The 23,294-nt window shown below is 40.7% G+C and carries 22 protein-coding genes; all 22 read right to left on the bottom strand.

From position 1 onward, the window contains the following. Nucleotides 1–10: 10 nt before the first annotated feature. Complete coding sequence (locus VIR50_RS06020; protein WP_331934234.1) at nucleotides 11–547, bottom strand: F0F1 ATP synthase subunit delta; 537 nt, start codon at nucleotides 545–547, stop codon at nucleotides 11–13. A 12-nt stretch (nucleotides 548–559) separates the two neighbouring features. Next, complete coding sequence (gene atpF, locus VIR50_RS06015) at nucleotides 560–1,078, bottom strand: F0F1 ATP synthase subunit B (protein ID WP_331934233.1); 519 nt, start codon at nucleotides 1,076–1,078, stop codon at nucleotides 560–562. A gap of 17 nt (nucleotides 1,079–1,095) precedes the next feature. Continuing rightward, a complete protein-coding gene (gene atpE, locus VIR50_RS06010; RefSeq protein ID WP_331934232.1) occupies nucleotides 1,096–1,338 on the bottom strand; it encodes an ATP synthase F0 subunit C in 243 nt (80 codons plus the stop codon). A gap of 59 nt (nucleotides 1,339–1,397) precedes the next feature. Continuing rightward, nucleotides 1,398–2,444 carry a F0F1 ATP synthase subunit A gene (atpB, locus tag VIR50_RS06005; RefSeq protein ID WP_331934231.1) on the bottom strand — a complete coding sequence of 349 codons (1,047 nt, stop codon included), beginning with the start codon at nucleotides 2,442–2,444 and terminating at the stop codon, nucleotides 1,398–1,400. A 23-nt stretch (nucleotides 2,445–2,467) separates the two neighbouring features. Next, nucleotides 2,468–2,863, bottom strand: coding sequence for a hypothetical protein (locus tag VIR50_RS06000; protein WP_331934230.1), 396 nt, complete (start codon nucleotides 2,861–2,863; stop codon nucleotides 2,468–2,470). A gap of 18 nt (nucleotides 2,864–2,881) precedes the next feature. Beyond that, a complete protein-coding gene (gene atpC, locus VIR50_RS05995; protein WP_331934229.1) occupies nucleotides 2,882–3,124 on the bottom strand; it encodes an ATP synthase F1 subunit epsilon in 243 nt (80 codons plus the stop codon). A 56-nt stretch (nucleotides 3,125–3,180) separates the two neighbouring features. Beyond that, on the bottom strand, nucleotides 3,181–4,707 hold the full coding sequence (gene atpD, locus VIR50_RS05990; RefSeq protein ID WP_331934228.1) for a F0F1 ATP synthase subunit beta: 1,527 nt from the start codon (nucleotides 4,705–4,707) through the stop codon (nucleotides 3,181–3,183). 150 nt (nucleotides 4,708–4,857) lie between these two features. Continuing rightward, on the bottom strand, nucleotides 4,858–5,835 hold the full coding sequence (gene pfkA, locus VIR50_RS05985) for a 6-phosphofructokinase (RefSeq protein WP_331934227.1): 978 nt from the start codon (nucleotides 5,833–5,835) through the stop codon (nucleotides 4,858–4,860). Between the two features lie 19 nt (nucleotides 5,836–5,854). Beyond that, nucleotides 5,855–7,306, bottom strand: coding sequence for a pyruvate kinase (gene pyk, locus VIR50_RS05980; protein ID WP_331934226.1), 1,452 nt, complete (start codon nucleotides 7,304–7,306; stop codon nucleotides 5,855–5,857). Nucleotides 7,307–7,516: 210 nt separating this feature from the next. Beyond that, nucleotides 7,517–7,738, bottom strand: coding sequence for a hypothetical protein (locus VIR50_RS05975; protein ID WP_331934225.1), 222 nt, complete (start codon nucleotides 7,736–7,738; stop codon nucleotides 7,517–7,519). 278 nt (nucleotides 7,739–8,016) lie between these two features. Continuing rightward, nucleotides 8,017–8,808, bottom strand: a complete 792-nt coding sequence (locus tag VIR50_RS05970) for a hypothetical protein (protein WP_331934224.1) — start codon at nucleotides 8,806–8,808, stop codon at nucleotides 8,017–8,019. Next, entirely contained in the window at nucleotides 8,798–9,016 is a 219-nt protein-coding gene (locus VIR50_RS05965) for a hypothetical protein (protein WP_331934223.1), read from the bottom strand. Before VIR50_RS05965 ends, VIR50_RS05970 begins: the two co-directional genes overlap by 11 nt. A 655-nt stretch (nucleotides 9,017–9,671) precedes the next feature. Next, a complete protein-coding gene (locus VIR50_RS05960) occupies nucleotides 9,672–11,612 on the bottom strand; it encodes an NAD(+) synthase (protein ID WP_331934222.1) in 1,941 nt (646 codons plus the stop codon). 17 nt (nucleotides 11,613–11,629) lie between these two features. Further along, a complete protein-coding gene (locus VIR50_RS05955) occupies nucleotides 11,630–12,832 on the bottom strand; it encodes a DUF2027 domain-containing protein (RefSeq protein ID WP_331934221.1) in 1,203 nt (400 codons plus the stop codon). A 36-nt stretch (nucleotides 12,833–12,868) separates the two neighbouring features. Beyond that, the gene (locus VIR50_RS05950) at nucleotides 12,869–14,125 is read right to left on the bottom strand and encodes an S-adenosylmethionine:tRNA ribosyltransferase-isomerase (RefSeq protein ID WP_331934220.1); all 1,257 of its coding nucleotides are present in this window, start codon (nucleotides 14,123–14,125) and stop codon (nucleotides 12,869–12,871) included. Between the two features lie 44 nt (nucleotides 14,126–14,169). After that, the gene (locus VIR50_RS05945) at nucleotides 14,170–14,865 is read right to left on the bottom strand and encodes a phosphatase PAP2 family protein (protein ID WP_331934219.1); all 696 of its coding nucleotides are present in this window, start codon (nucleotides 14,863–14,865) and stop codon (nucleotides 14,170–14,172) included. A gap of 10 nt (nucleotides 14,866–14,875) precedes the next feature. Next, nucleotides 14,876–17,464: a BatD family protein gene (locus tag VIR50_RS05940; RefSeq protein ID WP_331934218.1), complete on the bottom strand. Its 2,589-nt coding sequence runs from the start codon at nucleotides 17,462–17,464 to the stop codon at nucleotides 14,876–14,878. Between the two features lie 39 nt (nucleotides 17,465–17,503). Further along, nucleotides 17,504–19,192 (bottom strand): VWA domain-containing protein, encoded by a 1,689-nt coding sequence (locus tag VIR50_RS05935; RefSeq protein WP_331934217.1) that lies wholly within the window; start codon nucleotides 19,190–19,192, stop codon nucleotides 17,504–17,506. Between the two features lie 14 nt (nucleotides 19,193–19,206). Further along, a complete protein-coding gene (locus tag VIR50_RS05930; protein WP_331934216.1) occupies nucleotides 19,207–20,205 on the bottom strand; it encodes a vWA domain-containing protein in 999 nt (332 codons plus the stop codon). 22 nt (nucleotides 20,206–20,227) lie between these two features. Continuing rightward, on the bottom strand, nucleotides 20,228–21,292 hold the full coding sequence (locus tag VIR50_RS05925) for a hypothetical protein (protein WP_331934215.1): 1,065 nt from the start codon (nucleotides 21,290–21,292) through the stop codon (nucleotides 20,228–20,230). A 7-nt stretch (nucleotides 21,293–21,299) separates the two neighbouring features. Beyond that, nucleotides 21,300–22,169: a DUF58 domain-containing protein gene (locus VIR50_RS05920; RefSeq protein WP_331934214.1), complete on the bottom strand. Its 870-nt coding sequence runs from the start codon at nucleotides 22,167–22,169 to the stop codon at nucleotides 21,300–21,302. Continuing rightward, nucleotides 22,169–23,164, bottom strand: coding sequence for an AAA family ATPase (locus VIR50_RS05915; protein ID WP_331934213.1), 996 nt, complete (start codon nucleotides 23,162–23,164; stop codon nucleotides 22,169–22,171). The genes VIR50_RS05920 and VIR50_RS05915 overlap by 1 nt, the downstream gene beginning before the upstream one ends. Between the last annotated feature and the right edge of the window lie 130 nt (nucleotides 23,165–23,294).

The raw sequence follows: 23,294 nt of genomic DNA, 5'->3' as shown, positions 1-23,294 counted from the left end.
AACTAAATACTTATTTTTTAAGCGCAGTAAGAATCTTACGAAGTTTACTCCGCACACTGGCGTCCATACGGTAGGTATCATATTCCAATATAAAACCACCGATGATGTTAGTATCTACCTCTGTATTAAATTCCACCGGACCTTGAGTCTTACTTTCTACCATCTGCTTCATCCTTGTTTCTGTATCATGGTTGACTGCAGCGGCTGTTATAAGCTTACCACGGGTGATATTCTTATATTTCCTGTAAAGAGTAATGTACGATGCGGCCATGAATTGCAAGGCGTTCTCCCTATCTTCTTTCAATACAAGGGCAATAAACTTCTTTGTAAGACTACTTACATTTGCTCCGCAGGCAAGTTCCAGCACAGCTTGTTTCTTATCCTTTTGAAGCATGGGATTATCAATCGTAAATCTCAGTTCAAGTACTTCAGCATAACTCTGCAAAAGGATCTGCATCTCTTTATAGAGCTCATTCTCCTGCTGGTCAGCCAAAGCTGCCTTCAGCAGTGCACGGGCATATCGAACTGATATTACACCTAAATCCATAACAACACGTTTTTATTCTTTATATTCTTTCTGAGAAACTTCATCCAGCAGGCGATTGATCATATCCATTTGAGACTTATCGTTTGATAAATGCTCACAAAGGATTTTTTCGGCTACCTGAACACTGAGTTCAGCCACCTGAGAGCGGATTTCACGAATAGCTCCTTCTTTCTCCATCTCTATCTGCTTCTTTGCCTCAGAGATTATACGAGAGCTTTCTTCGTGTGCCTTTTCTTGTGCCTGCTCAACGATAGCGTCACGGGCAGCGGCCGCCTCTTTCATTATCTTAGCCTGCTGCTCACGAGCTTCTTGCAAGAGGGCTTCACCTTCCTGCTTTATATGCAGCAAACGTTCTGAAGCTTCATTTGCCTTACTCAGACTTTCATCTATATACAATTTACGCTTTGTAACAGTTGCGATAATTGTAGGGAAAGCAAAAAATCCAAGTCCGACAAAGACCACCAAGAACGCAAGGAGCATCCAAAAAAGAAGTCCAAGATCAGGCGTCAATATTGATGGCAAATTCTCCATTCGAAATATTTAAATACTTATTTAATGATAAATGCGCAAGCAGCAATCGCAAACAAAGCACAGCCTTCAACGAAAGCAGAGGTCAAAATCATGTTTGTCATAATCTTACCTGAAGCCTCGGGCTGACGAGCGATTGCGTCCATGGCGCTACTACCAATCTTACCAATACCCAAACCTGCACCAATAGTTGCAATACCAGCACCAAGACTGCAGCCCAGCTGAGCCAGACCTGAAGCAGCCAACAAAGTTGAAATCATCATAATTATTCGTTTTAACTTATTATTAATATTTGAAAATTCTATTTTATTTTATGCAAAGACTACTCTGCCTCTTCTTCCTTATGGGCCAATCCTATAAAGACTGCGCTCAACAGTGTGAACACATACGCTTGAACGAATGCTACCAATAACTCCAAGCAGTTCATGAACAAGAGCATGATAATACTAAATGTATTTAGCCCAAGTCCAAAACCAACGCCCATAGACCATCCCAAGAAGATAACGCAAGTAAAACTTAGGATAACAGCATGACCGGCCATCATATTTGCAAAAAGACGAATCATCAGTGCAAACGGTTTCGTGAAGACACCGAACAACTCTATCACCGGCATTAAAGGGACTGGAGCTTTTAAGAAGAAAGGCACATGGGGCCAAAAAATATCTTTCCAATACTCCTTATTACCAAATAGATTGACTGCTATCATTGTACATACTGCAAGGAATAAGGTTATATTGATATTACCCGTTACGTTGGCACCTCCCGGGAAAATAGGCAGCAATCCTATTAAATTTGCTGTCAATATAAAAAAGAAGACTGTCAACAAATAGGGAGCAAAACGCTTGTAATGTTTCTCTCCTATAGAGGACTTAACAACATCGTCATTAATCAACATGACTATCATTTCCATTGCACCAACGAAACCACCGGGCGCTTCACTCTTCTCATCACGATTCTTATACCAACGTGCGCAATAGCTGAAAATACCTAACAAGACAAAGACAACGATCCAAATTTGAGCTACCGTTTTCGTTATACTCAAATCCAAAGGTCGTACAGTACTACCATCGGGCATTTTCTCGTAAATCTTTCCATGATGACCTTCATCAAAATAAAAATTTGAAGGTAAAGTTTCAGGGCCACAAAAGATCCAATCTCCCGTAGCCGAACTTCTGAGAATAATAGGCAACGGGATACTAATCTCTTTATCCTTGTAGGTTACGATATGCCATTCATAATCATCAGAAAGATGACCAAGCACTATCTCTGATATATTCATTTCCCCACCTTTGGTCCCATGCGCCGCAAAAGAAGACAGCGGCAGCAATAGAAACACAATAAGGAGAAGTAAAGATTTGATCTTTTTCATTTTATTTTATACCGTTAGGCCATTCAACGAGTTTTATTCATACTTGAGAAGAAGACAGAATGATGTATCAACACTGCCAAATAACATGGCGCAAGCAGCAAGATAAATGTGAACATCGATCCGCTCTCAGACAACAGATAGTAGACAAATATCAGCAAGAGAGCCAACAAGAATCTAAAACCTGATACAGCCATAAAGAACGTTGCTTTTGTATCATCATCTTGTTTTTCCATCTTCTGCCATATAAGCGCTTCACTGATTTCCACAACTAAAGCAAACCCTATACTGACAAGAATAGGAGTCAACGATAAATCCTGATTCAGGACTTGAAATGCCAACAACTCTAAAAGAAATAAAGCAAAGACTATCATGATTGCTTGTTTGATATATGTCTTGCTTGCAGACTTAGAGTTCTTCATGCTTCTACTTCTATATGATTACAATTCAACACACAACCGGATTTCGTTTTTCTGAACTTCTACAAAGCCCCCTCGAATATCTAAAACTTGTGTATCTTTACCTTGCGACTGATAAGTCACTCGTCCTTTATCTAAAGATGAAATAATGGGAGCATGATGTTCTAATATTTCAAACTCTCCCATAGAGCCGGGCACAATAACCCGAATCACCTCACCTTTAAAAACCTGCTTTTCAGGAGAAACTATTTTCAACTGCAACATAAACCTAACTTTTAAGTGTCCTTACTATATCAACTTAATTGATTATCTATCAGAACTTAGGCATTAGCAGCTTCAAGTAACTTCTTTGCTTTCTCCTTTGCATCTTCTATTGTACCGACATTGATGAAAGCCTGCTCAGGTAAGTCATCAACCTCACCGTCAAGAATCGCGTTAAAGCCCTTTATCGTATCTTCAATAGGAACCATCACACCTTTAAGACCGGTGAACTGCTCCGCCACCGTGAAAGGTTGAGAAAGGAACCTCTGCACACGACGTGCACGGTTTACGGTCAATTTATCTTCATCGGATAACTCATCCATACCCAAAATCGCAATAATATCCTGCAATTCATTATAACGCTGCAACAATTGCTTAACACGTTGGGCACAGTCATAATGAGCTTTACCGACAATCAGTGGGTCAAGGATTCGAGAAGTACTTCCCAACGGATCAACAGCAGGATAAATACCAAGCTCAGCTATCTTACGAGAAAGCTCTGTCGTTGCGTCCAAATGCGAGAATGTTGTGGCCGGAGCAGGGTCAGTCAAGTCGTCAGCAGGAACATAAACCGCCTGAACAGACGTGATAGAACCATTCTTCGTTGAAGTGATTCGTTCCTGCATGGTTCCCATTTCACTTGCCAAAGTAGGCTGATAACCTACAGCAGATGGCATACGTCCCAATAGCGCGGACACCTCAGAACCTGCTTGCGTGAAACGGAAGATATTATCAATAAAGAACATAATATCCGCAGATTCACCATTCTTTCCACCATGATCACGGAATTCTTCGGCCACGGTTAGTCCGGACAAAGCCACAGAAGCACGTGCGCCCGGCGGTTCATTCATCTGACCATAAACCAAGGTTGCCTGACTCTCTGCCAACTCTTTCTTATCTACCAATGACAGATCCCATTTTCCTTCTTCCATGGCTTTCTTGAAAGCCTCGCCATATTTGATAACGCCACTTTCAAGCATATCACGTAACAAGTCGTTACCCTCACGTGTACGTTCACCTACTCCTGCAAATACGGAATAGCCATTATGTCCTTTGGCAATATTATTGATAAGCTCCATGATAAGCACAGTCTTACCAACACCGGCACCACCAAACAGACCAATCTTACCACCTTTCATATAAGGCTCCAAAAGGTCTATCACCTTAATACCGGTTGCCAGCATTTCCTTGTGAGTAGAAAGTTGATCGAATGTAGGAGCTTCGCGGTGAATAGGATAAGAGCCTTCCATATTCAACTCTTCCATTCCGTCAATAGGCTTACCGATAACATTCATCATACGGCCTTTGATTTGCTCTCCCGCAGGCATGGTTATAGGACTACCTGTAGGCAAAACCTCTAATCCGCGCTGCAAGCCATCAGTATTATCCATTGCCACACATCGAACGGTATCTTCACCTATATGTTGCTGCACCTCAATGACCAATTCGCTGCCATCAGGCCGTTCTACTTTCAAAGCTTCGTAAATCTTTGGCAATACTTTCTCGGCATCTTGTCCCTTTGTTTCAAAATAAACGTCAATAACAGGACCGATAATTTGGGAAATATGCCCGATAACTTGTGACATAAGCTATTATTTTATATGTTAACTTTCTAACTATTTGATAAAACAAAAGTAACAATAATTACTGAAAACTGCAAAACATTTTGTAGTTTCAAAGAACTATTCTCCTCTTTTTAATACCTTTTAATATTAGGTGACAGGTTCATCTTGTGATTAAATACTCAACTCGTCAAGAACCTTTATCAGCTTACGATCAAAAGGTTTGTCGCTTCGGATGGCCTCACTCAATGGCACATACACCACCTCGTTATTTCTAACACCAACCATAATATTACGCTGCCCCTGCAAGATTGCCTCTATCGCGCCTACTCCCGTTCTACTGGCAAGAATTCGGTCACGAGCCGTTGGTCGGCCTCCACGTTGCAGATGGCCCAAGATAGACACACGCACATCATATTCAGGGAATTCCTTCTTTACACGGTCCGCATAATACAACGCACCACACTTCGGGCTTTCGCTGACAATTACGATACAGCTCTTTTTACTCTTGCGTATGCCACGCTCCATGAATTGTGCCAATTGGTCCACATCCGTACTATCCTCGGGGATAATCGCAGCCTCCGCACCGGAAGCAATGGCAGAATTCTGAGCCAAAAATCCGGCGTCACGTCCCATCACCTCTATAAAGAAAATACGCTCATGGCTCTGCGCCGTATCTCGAATACGGTCAACACATTCCATAATCGTATTCATCGTTGTGTCATATCCGATGGTATTATCCGTTCCATAAAGGTCATTATCTATCGTTCCGGGCAAACCGATACAACAAATATCGTACTCACGAGCAAACTCCATGGCACCCGTCAACGAGCCATTACCACCTATGACGACAAGGGCGTCAATTTCTTGCTGCTTAATATTCTCATAAGCCCTCTTACGTCCTTCCTCTGTCATAAAGTCTTTACTGCGGGCTGTTTTAAGTATCGTTCCACCCGTACCGATTATACCACTAACATTCTCGGTCGTAAAAGTCTTTATCTCATTATTTATCAAGCCATCAAAACCACGATACACAGCCTTAATCGTAAAGCCATTGTAAATACCTGCCCGAGTCACGGCTCTGATGGCAGCATTCATGCCGGGAGAATCTCCTCCCGAAGTCATAATGCCAATTGTCTTTATGCGTGTCATAAACCTATATTCTTTTAAATTATTTCTTTACTCGTTCATTAGGCAGGTGGAACTGATAACGACGTTCAAACACTTCCTTCACCTTATTTATCTCAAGGAATGTCGTACCACCGCCTTCACCAAAACTACCACTCAAATAGGCAATCTTATCAGTTAATTCTATATACCCCTTCTGTCTCAACATTCTCAAGGCCGCAAAGAACATATATTGAGAAGACACATGTTCTTTTTGATAAATAGGAATCACACCATAACAAAGATTGAGCCATCGCTGTGTTTTCTCCTTGTAGCAAATCGCCAACACGGGAACGGGACCTCTAAAGGCAGCCAAATTACGTGCCGTCTCTCCCGTTTCACTATCGGTAATGATACCGGCCACACCCATTTTTTGGGTAGCCTTAATAGCCGCACGAGCCAAGAACTCACGCTGATTGCAATCAGGCGCCATCGGAATCTCAATATCATTCTCACGAGCTTTGTCCTTTTCGGCCTCCTCCGCAATACGGGCCATCGTCTGAACGGCCTCCAAAGGATATTTGCCACTGGCGGTCTCACCACTCAACATCAACGCATCCGTACGATAATAAATAGCATTCGCAATATCAGTAACCTCGGCACGTGTAGGTCGGGGATTATTAATCATCGTATGCAACATTTGAGTTGCCACGATAACGGGACGTTTTTTCACGACACACTTACGGATAATTTGGCGCTGAATACCCGGAATCTTCTCAATAGGCACTTCAATTCCTAAATCACCACGGGCAATCATAATACCGTAACATGCGTCAATAATCTCATCTATATTGTCGACTCCTTCCTGATTCTCTATCTTAGAAATAATCTTAATATCGCTGCCATGCGCATCAAGAATATCCTGAACAGCCTTCACATCAGAGGAATTTCTAACAAAAGAATGGGCTATAAAATCAATATCAAGTTCTATAGCCAACAAGATATTCATTTTATCTTTCTCTGTAAGTGCCGGCAAATCAATATGTTCTCCGGGAACGTTCACGCTCTTTCGAGCACCCAATGTGCCATCGTTCAGTACCTTCGCAATCAACATAGGGCCTTCATTTTCCATCACCTCCATGTCGATTTCTCCATCATCGAAGAGCAGATGGTCACCGACTTTCACGTCCTTACAAATATCCACATAGGACACATTAATAATATCACGTGACGAATCAATATCCGGGCGTCCAAAAATCTTTACCACATCACCCGTCGTATAGCGAATAGGTTCCTGCAATCCGGTGGTTCTCACTTCAGGTCCCTTCGTGTCAATCATAATACCTATGTGCGGCGACACTGCCCTCACATTCGTAACAATCTGCCTAATGCCATCCGGCGTTGCATGTGCAGTGTTTATTCTTACAACGTTCATGCCCGCAAAAAACAACTTGCGGATAAACTCTTGATCACATCTGCGGTCACTAATCGAAGCAACAATCTTGGTCTGTTTCATACGATATTCTCTTGTCTTTCTGCAAAGATACAAAAATAATCATACTTCATTATCTTTTAAAAGATAAATTCTAAAAAAACTGTAGAGCCACAATTAGAAATAAATTATACACATAAATGCAATAATAAAAATGTGCTTTTATACCCTTGAATATCTGATTATGTGTTTTCGGATTACTCCCATATTGTAATCCTGCTTTAAGATAGCTTTTTATCTTTTCTTTTTTTGGCTTAACTCCATTGAGTGGCTGGATAAATGTTCTTCACCGATTAACACTATTAAATCTACAATAACTATACCATGTTCATAACCTGCACAGTCATAAATATCCAGCAGTGCTAATTGGCATACGGCAACTTCTTCTCCGTTTACTGCCTCATTTAATAAATGAGAATAATTTATACTTTGTTGTTCTGAAACAATAAGTAACAATTCAGAGACTTCAATGCTAGTTATTATCCTGCTTCCAGAACAAGATAAGCACATAAATAATATAAAATTTAAAACTATTTTCTCATAGATAAATTTGTATATTCTTATATGGAATTTTATCTTCTCCCTTTAACTTATAATATTCCGTATTTTGTTAATTTGGGAAAAGGATTAATCCACTGTCTCCCTCTTCTTTCTGGAACAGTAATAGTACTCGTAGAAGTTAATATCAAAACAATACTTCTCCAATAAAAAATATGAAATTGTTTCATATCTTCCTATATACTATGTTCATTATTCCAGAAATCAATAATTTGATTTTGGGTAAGATTAATTTTAATAGTATACCCTCTATTGAACATAGCCATTTCTTTTAATTGCATATATCCTGAAAAATCAATGAAACTATCTATTATAATCACATAAACATAGATCGTTTTTCCGACTTTTTCACCAATATATTGCCGGAAATACTCATTTGGTGACTTTAAAACAAGATGAGTATCTTGTTTGTTAGACTTATACTCTTGGTTGCCAATAAAACTAAAAAACAAGTTACGAGCCTTAATCATCTCATATTTGTTGATAATATACCATTGACTTCCAAAATCAGAATTAGTTCTTTTTGATTTGATGATTATATCTAAAGAATCAACATGAAAGTTTTTAGCTGTTATAGAATTCCGAAAATGAATAGTATTATTCCTATATGATTTTTTTAGTTTATACGTATAATATTTTTTGTCTGATTCTATTTTGAGTATAGAATCAGATAGCTCTTTTATACGATATTTGAAAATCTTATCTTCATCCTGTAACACGAGCGTGTCATTTTGAACTTTACATGAATTAAAATAATAAATAGTATCACTGATAACAGGATCTATCCACGCTTCTTGCAGACTAAATAAGTCCAATTTAGGGCCAATTGGTTGTGACGGTTTAAGACTCATAACTGTGTCATTACAAGCCCAATAGCCATAGATTAACTCTGGATCTACTTTACTATTACAGCTGCATACCATGGCTAATATAAAAAGCATGCATAAAATGTTTTCCTTATTTTCCATATTCATTTTTTAGTGTTGACCATTCGGAATTATATAATATCCAAGATTTAAAATCATTACCAGCAACCTTCTGCTCTTCTACATATTCGATAGGAAATTTATATAAAACATCATCAACACGATAACAATTGGTGTTACACTGCAAGTTCTGTCCGTAAGCGATATGCTTTGTAGCCATCAACAGAATCAATAGAATAATCTTTTTCATGGCGGCAACTGATTTTGAATGAATTACTCTTAATGATCAATATAGATTACAAATCTAATAAAGAAAATGAAAGGTTGTTATTTACCAACTCCTTTTTAACACTATTTTCCTATTATGATTTACACAAGCACCAAGAAGACTATAAATCACTATATTTTTTTTTGACAAATAGCACACAAAAAGTAACTATTTTCAAAAACAGAAATACTTTATTCTTGAAAAGAATCGTATTTCAAAAAACTATATTATACCATGGTTATCAACAAGTTTAGTAATATATCTCTATTTCTGTTGCTGATAAAATCCGACCATAGTTATCCTTTAATACTCCCAAAGGATAGTTGTTAAAAGCTACAAGCTCTGCTTTACAAAACAAAAAAAAGCCCTATAGGTCTTCAAAAGTATCCCTTTTAGAGATAGATATATACAAATAGGCTGTATAAAAAGGGGGAAATAAAAATAAAAAAACAAAAAAAAGAATGAATATTTAGTTAGATGATGAAAAAATAAAACGCTATTTTCATGAGCAAAAATTTACAAAACAGAGTAAAGAAGAGCATACAAGCTATGAAGCCGGTAACAATCTCTGCTTGTTAATTAAAAGAGGATACGGCCAAGCCGTATCCTCTCCGAAATATCAATCGTTATACGAATCTTACAATGCTTCACACTGCTGAAGCCACAAGGCCCCTACGGCGTCGCTCGGCATACGCCAATCGCCACGAGGACTCAAGCTGATACTACCTACTTTTGGTCCATCGGGCAAGCAAGAGCGCTTAAACTGTTGTGCAAAGAATCGACGATAAAACGTTGTTAACCAAGATTTTATTATCTCATTTTCATACTGTCCCTCAAAGGCTTTGCAGGCCAGCATATAGATTTTACGGGGACTGAATCCATAGCGAAGCACGTAGAAAAGGAAGAAGTCGTGCAACTCATAAGGCCCCACCAAGTCTTCCGTCTTCTGCTGAATATTACCTTGCTTGTCAGCAGGTATCAACTCCGGACTGATAGGCGTATCTACAATATCCTGCAAGATGGCAGCAGCCTCGCCCTCCAGCCAATTGGTAGCCGCATATCTGACCAAATAACGAATCAAAGTCTTGGGAATACCGGCATTGACACCATACATGCTCATGTGGTCTCCATTATAGGTAGCCCACCCTAACGCCAATTCGGACATGTCACCGGTACCGACTACCAAACCACCCAGCTCATTGGTGAGGTCCATCAGTATCTGCGTACGCTCACGGGCCTGCGCATTCTCGTAAGCCACATCATGCTTTTCAGGGTCATGGCCTATATCCTCAAAATGCTGAAGCACGCTTTTCGCAATATTAATTTCTTTAATGGTTACTCCCAAATGGCCCATCAGCTTCAACGCATTGTTATAAGTACGGTCGGTAGTTCCAAAGCCCGGCATGGTAACTCCTATGATACCACTCCGCTCATAGCCGAGTTTATCGAATGCTCTCACGCAAGCCAATAGGGCCAAGGTACTGTCAAGACCGCCACTGATACCTAAAATAACCTTCTGAGTATGTGTATGGAGCATGCGTTTCACCAGTCCCATCGCCTGAATATTAAAGATTGTCTCGCAAGTTTCCTGCCTTTGATCATCAGAAGGGATAAACGGAAGATGAGAAATCGTCCGCTCCAACTTGAATTCTCTCGAAGTAGCAGGCTGGCATGGCCTTACGATGATTTCTGACAAATGCACATTGGCGTCAGGACGCTGCGCATTCACAAAAGTGGTATTCCTGCGTCGATTGGCTCTCAACAGCTCTATATCTATTTGAGCAACAATCATTTGGCTATCCAATACGAAACGTTCTGTCTCGGCCAATAATGATCCATTCTCATAAATCAGCGCACTACCACCATAGACCACATCCTGCGTGCTCTCGCCAAAACCGCAACTGCTATAAATATAGCCCGTAGCGGTACGGGCACTCTGCTGGGCCACCAAACTTTTTAGATAGCCATGCTTGCCGATAAGCTCATCGCTTGCCGACAGATTGAAGATGAGGTCGGCACCGGCCAAGGCCATCACGTTGCTGGGAGGCGTAGGAGCCCACACGTCTTCACATATCTCTATACCAAACAATGCCCCACCCGATGTTCGGAACAACTGCGGATCGGCAGTGACTGTGACCAAGTTTCCCGCATAACGAATCTCACGCGGGCGCAGGTCTTGGGCAGAGGCAAACCAGCGTTTCTCATAAAACTCACTGTAATTGGGCAAATACACCTTAGGCACCAATCCCAAAAGCTTACCACTCTGAACAACAGCCGCACAGTTCAGAAGTAAATCTCCCACAACAACGGGAAGCCCGACTATGGCTATAACATCCATCTTACGGGTGAAATCGAGCAAAGCCACCATGGCATGCTCGCAGCTGTCAATCAACAGTTGCTGGTGAAACAAATCCTGACACGTATAAGCCGTGATGCAAAGTTCGGGAAAAACCACAATCTCAACACCGTCAGCCTCTGCCTTTTCTATCAGCGATTCTATCTGTGTCAGATTATATTCACAATCAGAAACCTTAACCACGGGCACCGCGCTGGCCACTTTTATAAAACCATATTCCATAATGATTAGCTATTAGATTATTTGATAGTTACTTGCGTAGCACCATATCCATACTCCTGAAACGACGCGTCTTGATATGAATATTGCTTATAGCGATAGTTCAAATCATTGACGAGGGCACGGCGCAGCACACCCTCGCCCTTGCCATGGATAAAGACTATTTTCTGTCCTTTCTTGCTACTATATTCAGCTAAGGTATCACGAAACTTCTTCAATTGATAGTTTAGTATATCTATAGGCTGCATCCCGGCAGTAGAATCGAGCAAAGCGTCAATATGGAGGTCTACAACGACCAAGTCTTTATCATCTTTATGCTTCACGACAAAGGGATTACCTTTCTTTCCTCCCTGCTCATAACGCCTTACGTAAGTATCTTCTGATGTACGATTCGCCTCATTCTCGGCACTCGTTTGATTAGGAGCAAACATCTGCTGTTTCAATCGCTTGGCGTCGATAACAAGCGGCTTGGCCGGCACGTCATTCTCTATAATGGTATAAAGCAATGCCGGCTGCTCAAAGAAATCATTGTCCTGAAAGGTATGGAGCTTATAAAACTTCACGGGGTCTATACGGAATTGAGCCTCAACACAAGGCTTGAGAATAAAACTCTTATCCCTTTTATAGGCCATCATTTGAATGGCTACCTTACCCATATCGTTGAGAACATCACGGCCAAACTCCTCTATAAACAGTTTGGTATTGGGCTCCAACTCGCCCTGCGAGCGTAAAGTCCAGCTATTTCCCTCGGAAACAAGATAAGTATATTGGAAATAATAATTCGTATCGTTCACCAAGTAAGTCTCAAAACGAGTGTTGGTAACTTCCTTAATATCAATGGGCACGAAAGCCAAGTACGCCGAAAGCGTATTTCCCCCTTTACGTTCCTGCACGGGGGCACGATACGTTATAGCCTTGTCGGCAGGGTCATTGTCTTCCTCCATTGCCACTGCCATGTCACCCGTGTCGCTCAACAATGCTTTCACACTGCGCTGGTCAGCACCCAACTCGGGGGAGACACTTTGGGCAGTCTGCCCTAACTTATTGCTGACAACCTTGGCCGTACTGTAATCATCGGTACTTACTACCACAACTTCATTGATGGCTGTCGGAATCTGAAAACTATCCTCATCTTCAACAAGCACTATATTTTTTCCTTGAAAACCGGCAATTTTTCCACCGCCGGTTTCACTCAGAAATCTTACTTTATCACCTATTTTCATATTTATATGATACTTAATTAATGTCCTAAACTATATCTACGGGATGAGCAGCGAACTGTCACCATAACTAAGGAACCTGAAATCATGAGACAACGCATAATCATAAATCTCACGCCAATCACCTTTCACGAAAGCACTGACCAAAAGAAGCAGTGTGCTCTTAGGCTGATGGAAATTGGTAATGAGCATATTTACAATTTTATACTCATATCCCGGGGCTATAATAATCTGCGTGCTGCTGTGCAAGGCTTCAAGTTCATTACGATTAAGCCAATCAACGATATTCTGAATGGCCCGATCAGCAGGGATGTCTGTAATGATTTTTCCTTCACGCCCATGCTCATAGGGGTCCCATTGGTTTACATGCAACTCCGTCTCCTGCGCCTCGGGGTGAGTTTCTAAATATACACCCATGTAGTAAAGGCTCTCTAAAGTGCGCACACTCGTGGTACCCACGGCAATGGTTTTACAATCATGGCGAAGCAGTTTTTCCAACGTATGCCGATGCACGCAGATATATTCGGTGTGCATTTTATGGCCGTCTATCTCCTCAGTCTTGACCGGTTTGAATGTCCCCGCCCCTACATGGAGCGTAACCTCCTCACGGTCAATACCATTCTCATCCAAAGATTTCAAGACACGATCGGTAAAATGCAGTCCCGCCGTCGGTGCAGCCACACTACCTTTCACCTTGGAATAAACCGTCTGATAAGTCACCTTATCGCTTTCTTGCGTCTCACGATTCAGATAAGGCGGTATGGGTAATTCGCCTACTGCTTCTAATATTTCCGCAAAACTAACGTTAGCATTATCCCAAGAAAAATCTACCCAATAATTGGTTCCTGCCTTGTTTTCCAACGACGCGTTCTTTTCTTCATTACGAATAGCGCTTAAAGTCAACTTATGGCCTTTTATTTCAAAATCACGTTTCAACGTGCCTGTCTTCCATTTCTTCAGATTACCTATCATACACAGCCACGAACACCGGCCGGAAGTCTGGAACATCAGCTCATAATCCGTAGGAGCGGCAGGCTCCATGAGGAATATTTCGATTAAGGCTCCCGTTTCTTTACGGAAGTGCATACGTGCTTGAATAACACGGGTATTATTGAAAACCATCATCGCTCCCTTGGGAAGGTATTGCGGAAGATTATAAAAACTTTCTTCCTTAATATTCCCTCGGTCATAAATAAGTAACTTGCTGTGGTCGCGCTGGCTGATAGGAAATTTAGCTATACGCTCATCCGGCAAGGGATAATCAAAATCGCTGATATGAATATGTTTTGTTTCCATTTATACAAACAAATATATTTAAGAGTAAAATACGTATGAACGCGTCAGATCCAAGCAAATGAAAAGAAGATGGAACTAACAAACAACAAGGCCAATACGCAAAGAACAACATCTACATCGGACAAGCTGTAGCCCGTAGCTGTGTATTGGGTAGAGACATAGGTGATACGAGGTGTCACCATGTTATAGAAATAAATATAGACCCGATAAGAGAAATAGCCTACAAACAGTCCGAATAATATGCCTACCAAAATATCGGATGGATAGTGCATTCCTAAATAAAGGCGAGTGTAACAAGACACCGCAGACCAAAATCCCAAACCTATCATCAATCGCCAATCCCTAATCAACAAACTAAAGAATGTACTTAGCGCACAAATATTGGCAGCGTGGGCCGAGAAAAAACTAAAGTTCTTATCGAACAAACCGGGCACTGTATCAATGATATATTTTAAGGCTGGCTCGTTACAAGGCCGCAGCCGTCCGACAAGGGGTTTCACAATACCATCGGTAACACCATCGGCTACCAACACACACAGCACTGCACCACCGACAGCCAGCATAATTTGTGTCATTGTTTCATTATTCTTAACGATAATATAGAATAATGACAGATAGAGCGGAATCCACAACCAACCGGATGTGAGCGCCATTATCACCCCATCAGCAAACAAAGAATCACTGCCGTTAAATAGCAACAATATGTCCTTGTCAAGCTCTAAAAACGTGGATAATTCCAATTTTAAATTATTATATTTCTTCTATTGAAGAGACGGGAATCCAGCCTTCACGCCCATCTCCCAACCTGATTTCACGCCATTGGGCCATGGTCTTATCAACAATCTCAACACGTGTACCCTCATGCAGAATAAAATCTTCTGACGCACTGCGGGCTGGTGTTTTCTTAACACCTATAGATGAACTGATCACAATGGCACCCGTCCTATTATCAAACTGATGTTTCTGTTGCCACGCAAACAGATTGGTCAATAAAAACAATACCACAAATAATCCGGCACCAAAGAAACCTATCTTACGAACCGTAGCATTGGGACCGAACAAATAAATGAGCAAAAGAACCAAGACGCTGCAAATAGAGAATACGGCTATTGACGCCCAGCGATCAACACTGGTATAATTGACAACTGCTTTATACCAAGTTATGAAAAACATTTCATCGGCCGGAACAATTTTATCAATGGTTTTACTTCGTGCGAACTGAAGATTAAAGCGAATATCACTGTTCCCCGGATCAAGCATTAAAGCACGCTCATAGTTTAGAACAGCCTTAGTGATATTGTCAGTACGATAATAGGCGTTGCCAAGATTGTAATACAACTCACTGCTCACACCATTTTTGAGCAATCCTTCGTAATCTTTTATAGCCTGCTGATAATTGCCTTTCTTATACTCCAAATCAGCATTTTGCTTTGTAACGGCAAAACTTTGGATTACATAAGCAGACATCAAAAGCAAGAGTACCACAGCTTTCTGACCTGCATGGGCGGAACGCCTCGCGGACTTCATCACATTTTCTATATTCATAATAGCGGTCATAGCGCTTTCAAATGTATGATTCATATTACCAACCGGGTCACCGGGAGCATAACGTGCATACTCACATTCATCAATCGCGTTGATGAATTTATGCACAGTATCCGCATCTATATTATGCATTATCAGATTATCGGATATATTATCACGCGACAGTAATTCTACGGGCATGTTCAACTTATCGCTGACATAGCCCCACAAAGCACGCAGAACCTCATCATAAAACTCGTTCTGCTTACCATCCAACATAAGTTGATTGGCTTTTCGCAATCTGCGAGTCGCAATCTTACTTGCTTTCTTTCCACGCATCTTCACGATGTCGGCATTATCTATAGCCCTCTGACGGAAGATGATCAACAGAATGATAAAAGCCAACAAAGGAATGACATTGGCGACAATATACTCCCAAGAACCAAAGAAAAAGTCATTGAGCGCATGCTGGGAATTATCTGTTTCATGAATACCCCGAATATCATTATCCTTGCTACCACCGGTAAAATCGGCCACCTTGCCACGACTACCATCACCTTTAGCTACAGTAACTGTAAAAGGCTGTGTCTTTATAGTGCGATAAGTGTTAGCAGAAGTATCGTAATAAACAAGTTCAACTCCCGGAATTGTGTACTTACCCTGATTCTGAGGAACGGCTAAATAGTCATACACCATATTTCCCTCAAGACCATTAGAAGTCAGTTTTGTTTTATCTGTGACTTTGGGATCATACTTGTCGAAATCCTTGGGGAATTGGATCACCGGTTGCTTGATTAACTTCAAATTACCTACGCCCCCAACAACAACTCGGAACTGCAGCGGCTCACCGGCCTTTACATCTACCTTGTTCAACGAAGCAGAGATATTAAACTTACCCACTCCACCCGAAAAGTTGGCTGGACGTTTGGGCAAAGGATCAACTTGAACTGTAATCCCCGGGGCCACAATGTTACGCTTTACCTCGACGTATCCCGACCCACCATTGAAGAAAGCCTCAATAGGATTCACGTTTCTGTTTTGCTGGACTACGATTCCCTTAAAGGTAATGCTTGGTATTTGAAGTTTACCCGTCATTTGCGGATACATGACATACTGGCTCCATGTTACGCATCGATAAGGCCGTCCATTTACATTCTCCACATGAAAACTCTTTTGTTGAGGCAACTTAATTTCCTGAGTATGGAATCCTGTCAGGTCCGGCATTTTTCCCTCAAGCTGCGTCAATTCGACCAACGTATAAACCTTATAAGTCAACAATATCGGTTCTTGCTCATGTACCCTTTTCTTATTGGCACTCACCTTGATGAACAAATCATTGCCGGAGATAGTAGTTCCGGCTTCACGCACATGTGGAGCAGTATTATCATTGTGCATATTGGGTGCCCCACCCGTATTTGGCACATGTCCGGCCACCGTCACCTTCACGGAACGGGAAGCGATTCGTTTACCATTTATAACTGCATGAGCCTCGGGAATGGTATAGGTTCCATTCTTACTCGCATACAAAGTATAGGTCAATGTTATGGATGATGAGCTGGAAGTGTGGCCATTTATCATCTGATAACTGGACTGCTGTGAGGTATATGGACCGGCTATCAACTCTAATCCACTGGGGATAGTGGCAATCCTAAACTCATCCACATCATCTGTATTAATCGTATAAGACAATCGAAAATTCTCACCGGCTGATACGCGAGACGGTACCGATATGGATATAGATTGGGCCCACGAAAGATGGAATCCGCAAAAAATACAGATTAGTAATAAACAATAGTATTTATGATATAACCTCATGATAGCTCAAAATTGGATATAGAAACATTCAAAAAACAATTACCAGTTTTTCTGCAACTTACGCGAACGAGGAGCAGACAATGCTTTTTTTAGGCGTTGCTGGGTATTCTGCTCTTCCTGCATGGCCGCATTCAATAATTGCTCAGCATTTTCCTTGCTCATCTTTTCTTGTGAAGGTTGCTGCTGCGATTGCTGCTTCTTATTTTTATCTTGCTTTTCCTTATTATCTTTATTGTCTTTGTTATCTTTATCCTGCTTCTTGTTTTGCTGCTGATTTTGTTTAGGTTGGTTCTTCTGCTGGCGTTTGCAAAGTACCAAATTGTAACGCGTCTCGTTATCGGAAGGATTATTTCTCAGCGCCTCTTTATAGGCATTGATGGCTTCTCCGTACATTTGATGACGCTGAAAAAGCACACCTAAATTGTGATAAGACATGGCTTTCCGCAGCTTAGCGGTCTCAAGTTGACCGGCTTGTTGGAACTGTAAAGCTGCCAAAGAGTCTTTTTGCTGCATAGTCAAAGCACAACCCAAATTATAAAGGGCCTGAGGATTTCTCGCATTCTTTGACAATGCTTTTCTGTATTCGACCTCTGCCTTGGCATAATTTTGCTGATGAAACAAGCGATTACCTGAGCGTATATAATGTCTATCGGTTTGAGCAAAGGTCACCAAACTACCCATTCCCAACAACAATACAACCAAACTAAAACGTTTTTTGAAAATATTTATTCCACGCATAAGCGGATTTCTACTTTCCATAATACATATTTCGAGAGCCAAAAGCAGAATAATAATTAATCCAAAGGCTTGGAATTGCTCATTATACTCACTATATATAACACTGCTGGTCTCACCATTCTGCAACTTTGTAAGTTCATCATTTAACTGTTCTTGGGCTGCGCTCGTATTATCCACATGAATATAAGTGCCTTTCCCTGCTTGAGCTATTTGTCGGCACATGTCTTCATTAAGAACTGACATCACCGTTTGTCCAGCGTTATCTTTAATATAGCCCCCTTGCCCATCAGGAATTGGAGCTCCCTTAGGATTACCAACCCCCAACACAAAAACGTTAATTCCTTTCTTCCGAGCTTCCTTAGCAGCCTCCAACGCACCACCTTCATGGTCTTCACCATCGGTAATGACTATGATAGCCTTTCCTACCTTATCCTGCTGTGTAAAGCTGGCTGCGGACAACTGGACGGCCCGGGCTAAATCAGTACCTTGTAATTGAATCAAAGAGGGATCTATATTTTGTAGAAACATCTTCGCGGAAACATAATCACTGGTAATGGGAAGTTGAACAAAAGCTTCGCCCGCAAATACGACAAGACCAACTTTGTCGTTTGTAAAATGGTCAACTAAATTCTCTACCAACAACTTACTCTTGGCCAAACGTGAAGGTTGTACATCTTCAGCCATCATGGAGTTACTAATATCCAAAGCTATGATGGTCTCTATACCCGACCGTTTCTCGTGACTGATTTTTGTTCCCATCTGAGGGCGCGCAAGCATTAAGACCAATATACTTATAGCTAACAGTAAAATACATAGCTTAACCGTTGGCCTATATTTGGAGACATCAGGCATAAGTTGCTGCAATAATTGTGGTTCACCAAAAGCACGTAACTTCTTAACACGACTACGCCAACTGACCAAATTAATGATCAGCAGAACCGGTACTATCAATAATAGCCAAAGATATATAGGATCTTCAAATCTTAACATGTAGCATACAAAGATTAAGGAATACGTCGCAAAACCGTGGAACGCAACAATATCTCAATTAATAATGTAAAGAGTGCCATCAGTGCAAATGGCTGATAGGCTTCATAGCGCTTAGAGAACTTCTTGACACTCATCTTGGTTTTCTCTAATTTGTCTATATCTTTATAAATCTGCTTAAGCTGCTGATTGTTCGTTGCTCTGTAGAAATTAGCGTCTGTCGTTGCCGCAATATCTCCAAGCGTTTTATTATCTATCTCTACAGGAATATTCACATATTGCACCCCACCAGCCACGGGCATAGGATAAGGAGCTACTTTATTCGTTCCAACTCCGATCGTATAAACACGAATACCAAGGCTTTTGGCTATTTGGGCAGCGGTCATCGGTGAAATATCTCCCATATTATTGCTACCATCAGTCAGCAAAATAACGACCTTACTCTTGGCTTTTGAACTCTTCAAACGGCTCACAGCATTGGCTAATCCCATACCTACGGCCGTTCCATCACTAATCAATCCCCGAGCAGCTATGTCAGTACGCACTCCCTGCAACATATTTACCAAAGACGAATGGTCTGTTGTCATAGGGCATTGTGTAAAGGCTTCACCTGCAAATATCGTTAATCCTATATTATCATTGGGCCGATCAGAAATAAACTCTGTAGCGACACTCTTGGCAGCCTCTATTCTGTTAGGCTTTAAATCCTCTGCTAACATCGAGGTCGAAACGTCCATCGCTAACATAATATCAATACCTTCAACAGATTTATTGTCCCAAGAATTATGTGTTTGTGGGCGAGCCATAACAATAACGATCAATATAAAAGCGATGCAACGTAAACACATGGGCAAATTGATCATGCGCATACGCCAACTCTTGAAGCCAAAACGATACGCGAAAGTATCGCTTAGGCGCATTGTTGGCTCACTTTTTTTTCGATAAAGAAAATACCACAATATATAAGGTATCAATAAAAGGAGCAGGAAGAAATATTCTTTATTAGCAAATTCCACTTTTATTCACTTTTATAATAAGTTAGCCTATAATCTGATATAGATACCAGAAAATGCTCACTATAATACAAACAATAACCAATGTTGAAACAATCAACAACGCCTTAATCGTAAATCGGTTCTTTTGTTGCTTTTGCTCATCGGAGCTCAACTGCGGTATAACTCTTTCCTCAACCGTATTTTGTTCTTGCTTAGTTTGGTCTATGAAATTAATAGCATTGACCAAATTCAAATCTTTTTCATTAACAAGAGTCGAATACTTTGCAAACTTTACCAAATCCGCAGTCTGAAATAATTCTTTCAATTCATAGATCATCTTTTGGTCTCCTGCCTGCTGCAAATGGTAAATTATCTCAGAGCTTGTCATTTCCATTGCATTGAAACCAAAACGTTCTTGAATATACTGACGCAGAACATCGGTCAGAGCCGTATAATAAACTTTTTGATTCTCCGAAGTAATCAACTTCTCTACCTTGATTTTTTCAATAGAATCCAATGCTTTTTGATGAGCCGGAATATGACGGATGATCTTTACTTTAGCGATAATAGGTTTATTCTGCTTTAACCTCACAAAAAGATAAACAGTTAAACCACAAACAATTAGTAGCAAAACGCTAAGTAAGAATGGAGGTACCCACTCACTTGCGAGAAAAGGATTATTTTGAACATCCTTAGGAGGGAAGAACTGATTGGGATGTAACGTGTCTACATCCATTGTCAAGACCTTTAAAGCTAATGTCGTTCCATCATAAGACTTGCCATTAACTTTGACTTTCAAAGCCGGTAATGGGTACAAACGCTCATCAAAACTCGTTAAAGTATAAATTTGACTTACCTTTTGTAAATCATCAACCTTTGCCGTATCGAGCTTAGTCTCTACAATTTCCACTCCCGGAACCAAATATTGTGCTTTCTTGAATTGGGGAAAAACAACTTTAGCTCCTTGTGGTGTCGTCACACTAAGCGTCATATTAACTTGCTGTCCAATAAAGATTTGGACAGAATCTATAGTTTGCTCAACCTGCACTTGGGCATGGGCAACTATAAAAACAAATAATATGGATAATATTGAAAATAATCTTTTCATTAAAATATTATGCTCTTTTCTTAAACAACATCATTAATGATTTTACATAATCATCATCCGTTGCTATAGAAGTCCAATCAATCTTGCTCTTACGGAATGTCTGCATTAAATACTCTTGACGCTCAAACCAATATTGCGTATGGGCTTGTCGAAGCTTCTTAGAGCTTGTATCAATTATCATTTCATGACCGGTTTCCGCGTCACAGACTTTCATTAAACCAACATCTGGCAATGTTTTCGCTCTTTTATCATAAACTTGAATCGCAATCATATCATGCTTACGATTGGCTATTTGCAACTGTTTCAGAAAATCCTGACGGTCATAAAAGTCACTCAAAAGAAAGACCGTACAACGCCGTTTCAACATCCGTGTAAGAAATTCTACCGATGCACCAATGTCTGTTTTTTTGCTATCAGGTGTAAAATCAAGTAGCTCACGAATAATAAATAAGATATGCTTACGCCCTTTTTTAGGTGGGATATACTTTTCTATCTTATCTGAAAAGAATATAACTCCTATCTTATCATTATTCTGAATGGCACTGAACGCCAATGTTGCCGCGATTTCCGTCACCATCTCTCGCTTCAATTGACGGACTGTTCCAAAATCTAAAGAACCACTGACATCAATCAGCAACATAGAGGTAAGTTCCCGTTCTTCTTCAAAGACCTTCACGTAAGGCCTATGAAAACGTGCGGTCACATTCCAATCTATATCTCTAATATCATCGCCAAACTGATATTCTCGCACTTCAGAGAAAGCCATACCTCTCCCCTTAAACGCAGAATGATATTGTCCTGCGAATATATTCTGACTCAATCCGCGAGTCTTGATTTCTATTTTTCGGACCTTCTTTAAAATTTCCGCCGTTTCCATTAAGGCACCTCTACCTTGTTTACTATTTTAGATACGATCTCCTCAGAAGACACATTGCTTGCTTCTGCTTCATAACTCAAACCAATTCTATGTCGCAGCACGTCATGAACAACCGCTCTTACATCCTCCGGAACGACATAACCTCTATGCTTAATAAAGGCATAAGCCCTGCTGGCCTTAGCTAAGTTTATGCTGGCACGAGGACTGCCACCAAAAGTGATGAGGTCCTTCAGCTCCGCGAGCCCATACCTTTCAGGATAACGAGTTGCAAAAACTATATCAGCTATATACTGCGCAATCTTTTCATCAATATATACTTCATTGACAATCTTGCGGGCATTCATGATCTCCTCCGCAGAAGTTACGGCATGCACAGTCGGCATTGTAGCATTCAAGTTCTCACGAATAATCAACTTTTCCTCTTCAAGTGTTGGATAGTCAATAACAACTTTCAACATAAAGCGGTCCACTTGTGCCTCTGGCAAGGGGTATGTACCTTCCTGTTCTATAGGATTTTGTGTAGCCATTACCAAGAAAGGCTTAGGCAAATCAAATGTCATTTCACCTATAGTAACCTGATGCTCCTGCATAGCTTCTAACAGCGCACTCTGAACTTTGGCCGGAGCACGGTTGATTTCATCTGCCAATATAAAATTAGCAAAGACCGGTCCCTTCTTTACTTGGAACTTCTCTTCCTTTTGTGAGTATATCATAGTTCCGGTAACATCGGCCGGTAATAAATCAGGAGTAAACTGAATACGACTGAAGTTCGCGTCGATCAACTGTGACAAAGTCTTTATTGCCAAAGTTTTTGCCAATCCCGGAACACCTTCCAAAAGAATATGCCCATCACTCAACAAAGAAATCAACAAAGAATCTATCAAATGTTTCTGACCGACAATCACTTGATCCATGCCATGAACAAGATTGGTTACAAAACCACTTTGCTGCTCTATGCGGATATTTAATTCACGTATATCTATAGCTTCTGCCATAATTATATTATTATTTTCTATATTTTATCTAAAGGCAAAATTACAATAAATAGCAAGAAGTATAGAAGATAAGTGACTAAATTATATTAAAAAAGGGCCTAAAACCATTTATTTTAAGAAACTTTCAATT

Origin of the sequence: Prevotella sp. (assembly GCF_036570325.1) — a bacterium.
Classification (GTDB): Bacteria; Bacteroidota; Bacteroidia; order Bacteroidales; family Bacteroidaceae; genus Prevotella.
The sequence above is the reverse complement of the archived record's forward strand: the minus strand, read 5'-3'. Positions and strand labels throughout refer to the sequence as shown.

Excerpts from the sequence above, each read along its gene's own strand:
- VIR50_RS05920 (WP_331934214.1), bottom strand. The coding sequence starts at position 22,169 with ATGGAAACGGCGGAAATTTTAAAGAAGGTCCGAAAAATAGAAATCAAG.
- VIR50_RS05925 (WP_331934215.1), bottom strand. The coding sequence starts at position 21,292 with ATGAAAAGATTATTTTCAATATTATCCATATTATTTGTTTTTATAGTT.
- atpC (WP_331934229.1), bottom strand. The coding sequence starts at position 3,124 with ATGTTGCAGTTGAAAATAGTTTCTCCTGAAAAGCAGGTTTTTAAAGGT.
- VIR50_RS05965 (WP_331934223.1), bottom strand. The coding sequence starts at position 9,016 with ATGAAAAAGATTATTCTATTGATTCTGTTGATGGCTACAAAGCATATC.
- atpE (WP_331934232.1), bottom strand. The coding sequence starts at position 1,338 with ATGATGATTTCAACTTTGTTGGCTGCTTCAGGTCTGGCTCAGCTGGGC.
- VIR50_RS05935 (WP_331934217.1), bottom strand. The coding sequence starts at position 19,192 with ATGTTAAGATTTGAAGATCCTATATATCTTTGGCTATTATTGATAGTA.
- VIR50_RS05970 (WP_331934224.1), bottom strand. The coding sequence starts at position 8,808 with ATGGAAAATAAGGAAAACATTTTATGCATGCTTTTTATATTAGCCATG.
- atpF (WP_331934233.1), bottom strand. The coding sequence starts at position 1,078 with ATGGAGAATTTGCCATCAATATTGACGCCTGATCTTGGACTTCTTTTT.
- VIR50_RS05915 (WP_331934213.1), bottom strand. The coding sequence starts at position 23,164 with ATGGCAGAAGCTATAGATATACGTGAATTAAATATCCGCATAGAGCAG.
- pyk (WP_331934226.1), bottom strand. The coding sequence starts at position 7,306 with ATGAAACAGACCAAGATTGTTGCTTCGATTAGTGACCGCAGATGTGAT.
- VIR50_RS06020 (WP_331934234.1), bottom strand. The coding sequence starts at position 547 with ATGGATTTAGGTGTAATATCAGTTCGATATGCCCGTGCACTGCTGAAG.
- VIR50_RS05940 (WP_331934218.1), bottom strand. The coding sequence starts at position 17,464 with ATGAGGTTATATCATAAATACTATTGTTTATTACTAATCTGTATTTTT.
- VIR50_RS06000 (WP_331934230.1), bottom strand. The coding sequence starts at position 2,863 with ATGAAGAACTCTAAGTCTGCAAGCAAGACATATATCAAACAAGCAATC.
- atpB (WP_331934231.1), bottom strand. The coding sequence starts at position 2,444 with ATGAAAAAGATCAAATCTTTACTTCTCCTTATTGTGTTTCTATTGCTG.
- VIR50_RS05955 (WP_331934221.1), bottom strand. The coding sequence starts at position 12,832 with ATGAAAATAGGTGATAAAGTAAGATTTCTGAGTGAAACCGGCGGTGGA.
- VIR50_RS05950 (WP_331934220.1), bottom strand. The coding sequence starts at position 14,125 with ATGGAAACAAAACATATTCATATCAGCGATTTTGATTATCCCTTGCCG.
- pfkA (WP_331934227.1), bottom strand. The coding sequence starts at position 5,835 with ATGACACGCATAAAGACAATTGGCATTATGACTTCGGGAGGAGATTCT.
- VIR50_RS05960 (WP_331934222.1), bottom strand. The coding sequence starts at position 11,612 with ATGGAATATGGTTTTATAAAAGTGGCCAGCGCGGTGCCCGTGGTTAAG.
- atpD (WP_331934228.1), bottom strand. The coding sequence starts at position 4,707 with ATGTCACAAGTTATCGGGCATATTTCCCAAATTATCGGTCCTGTTATT.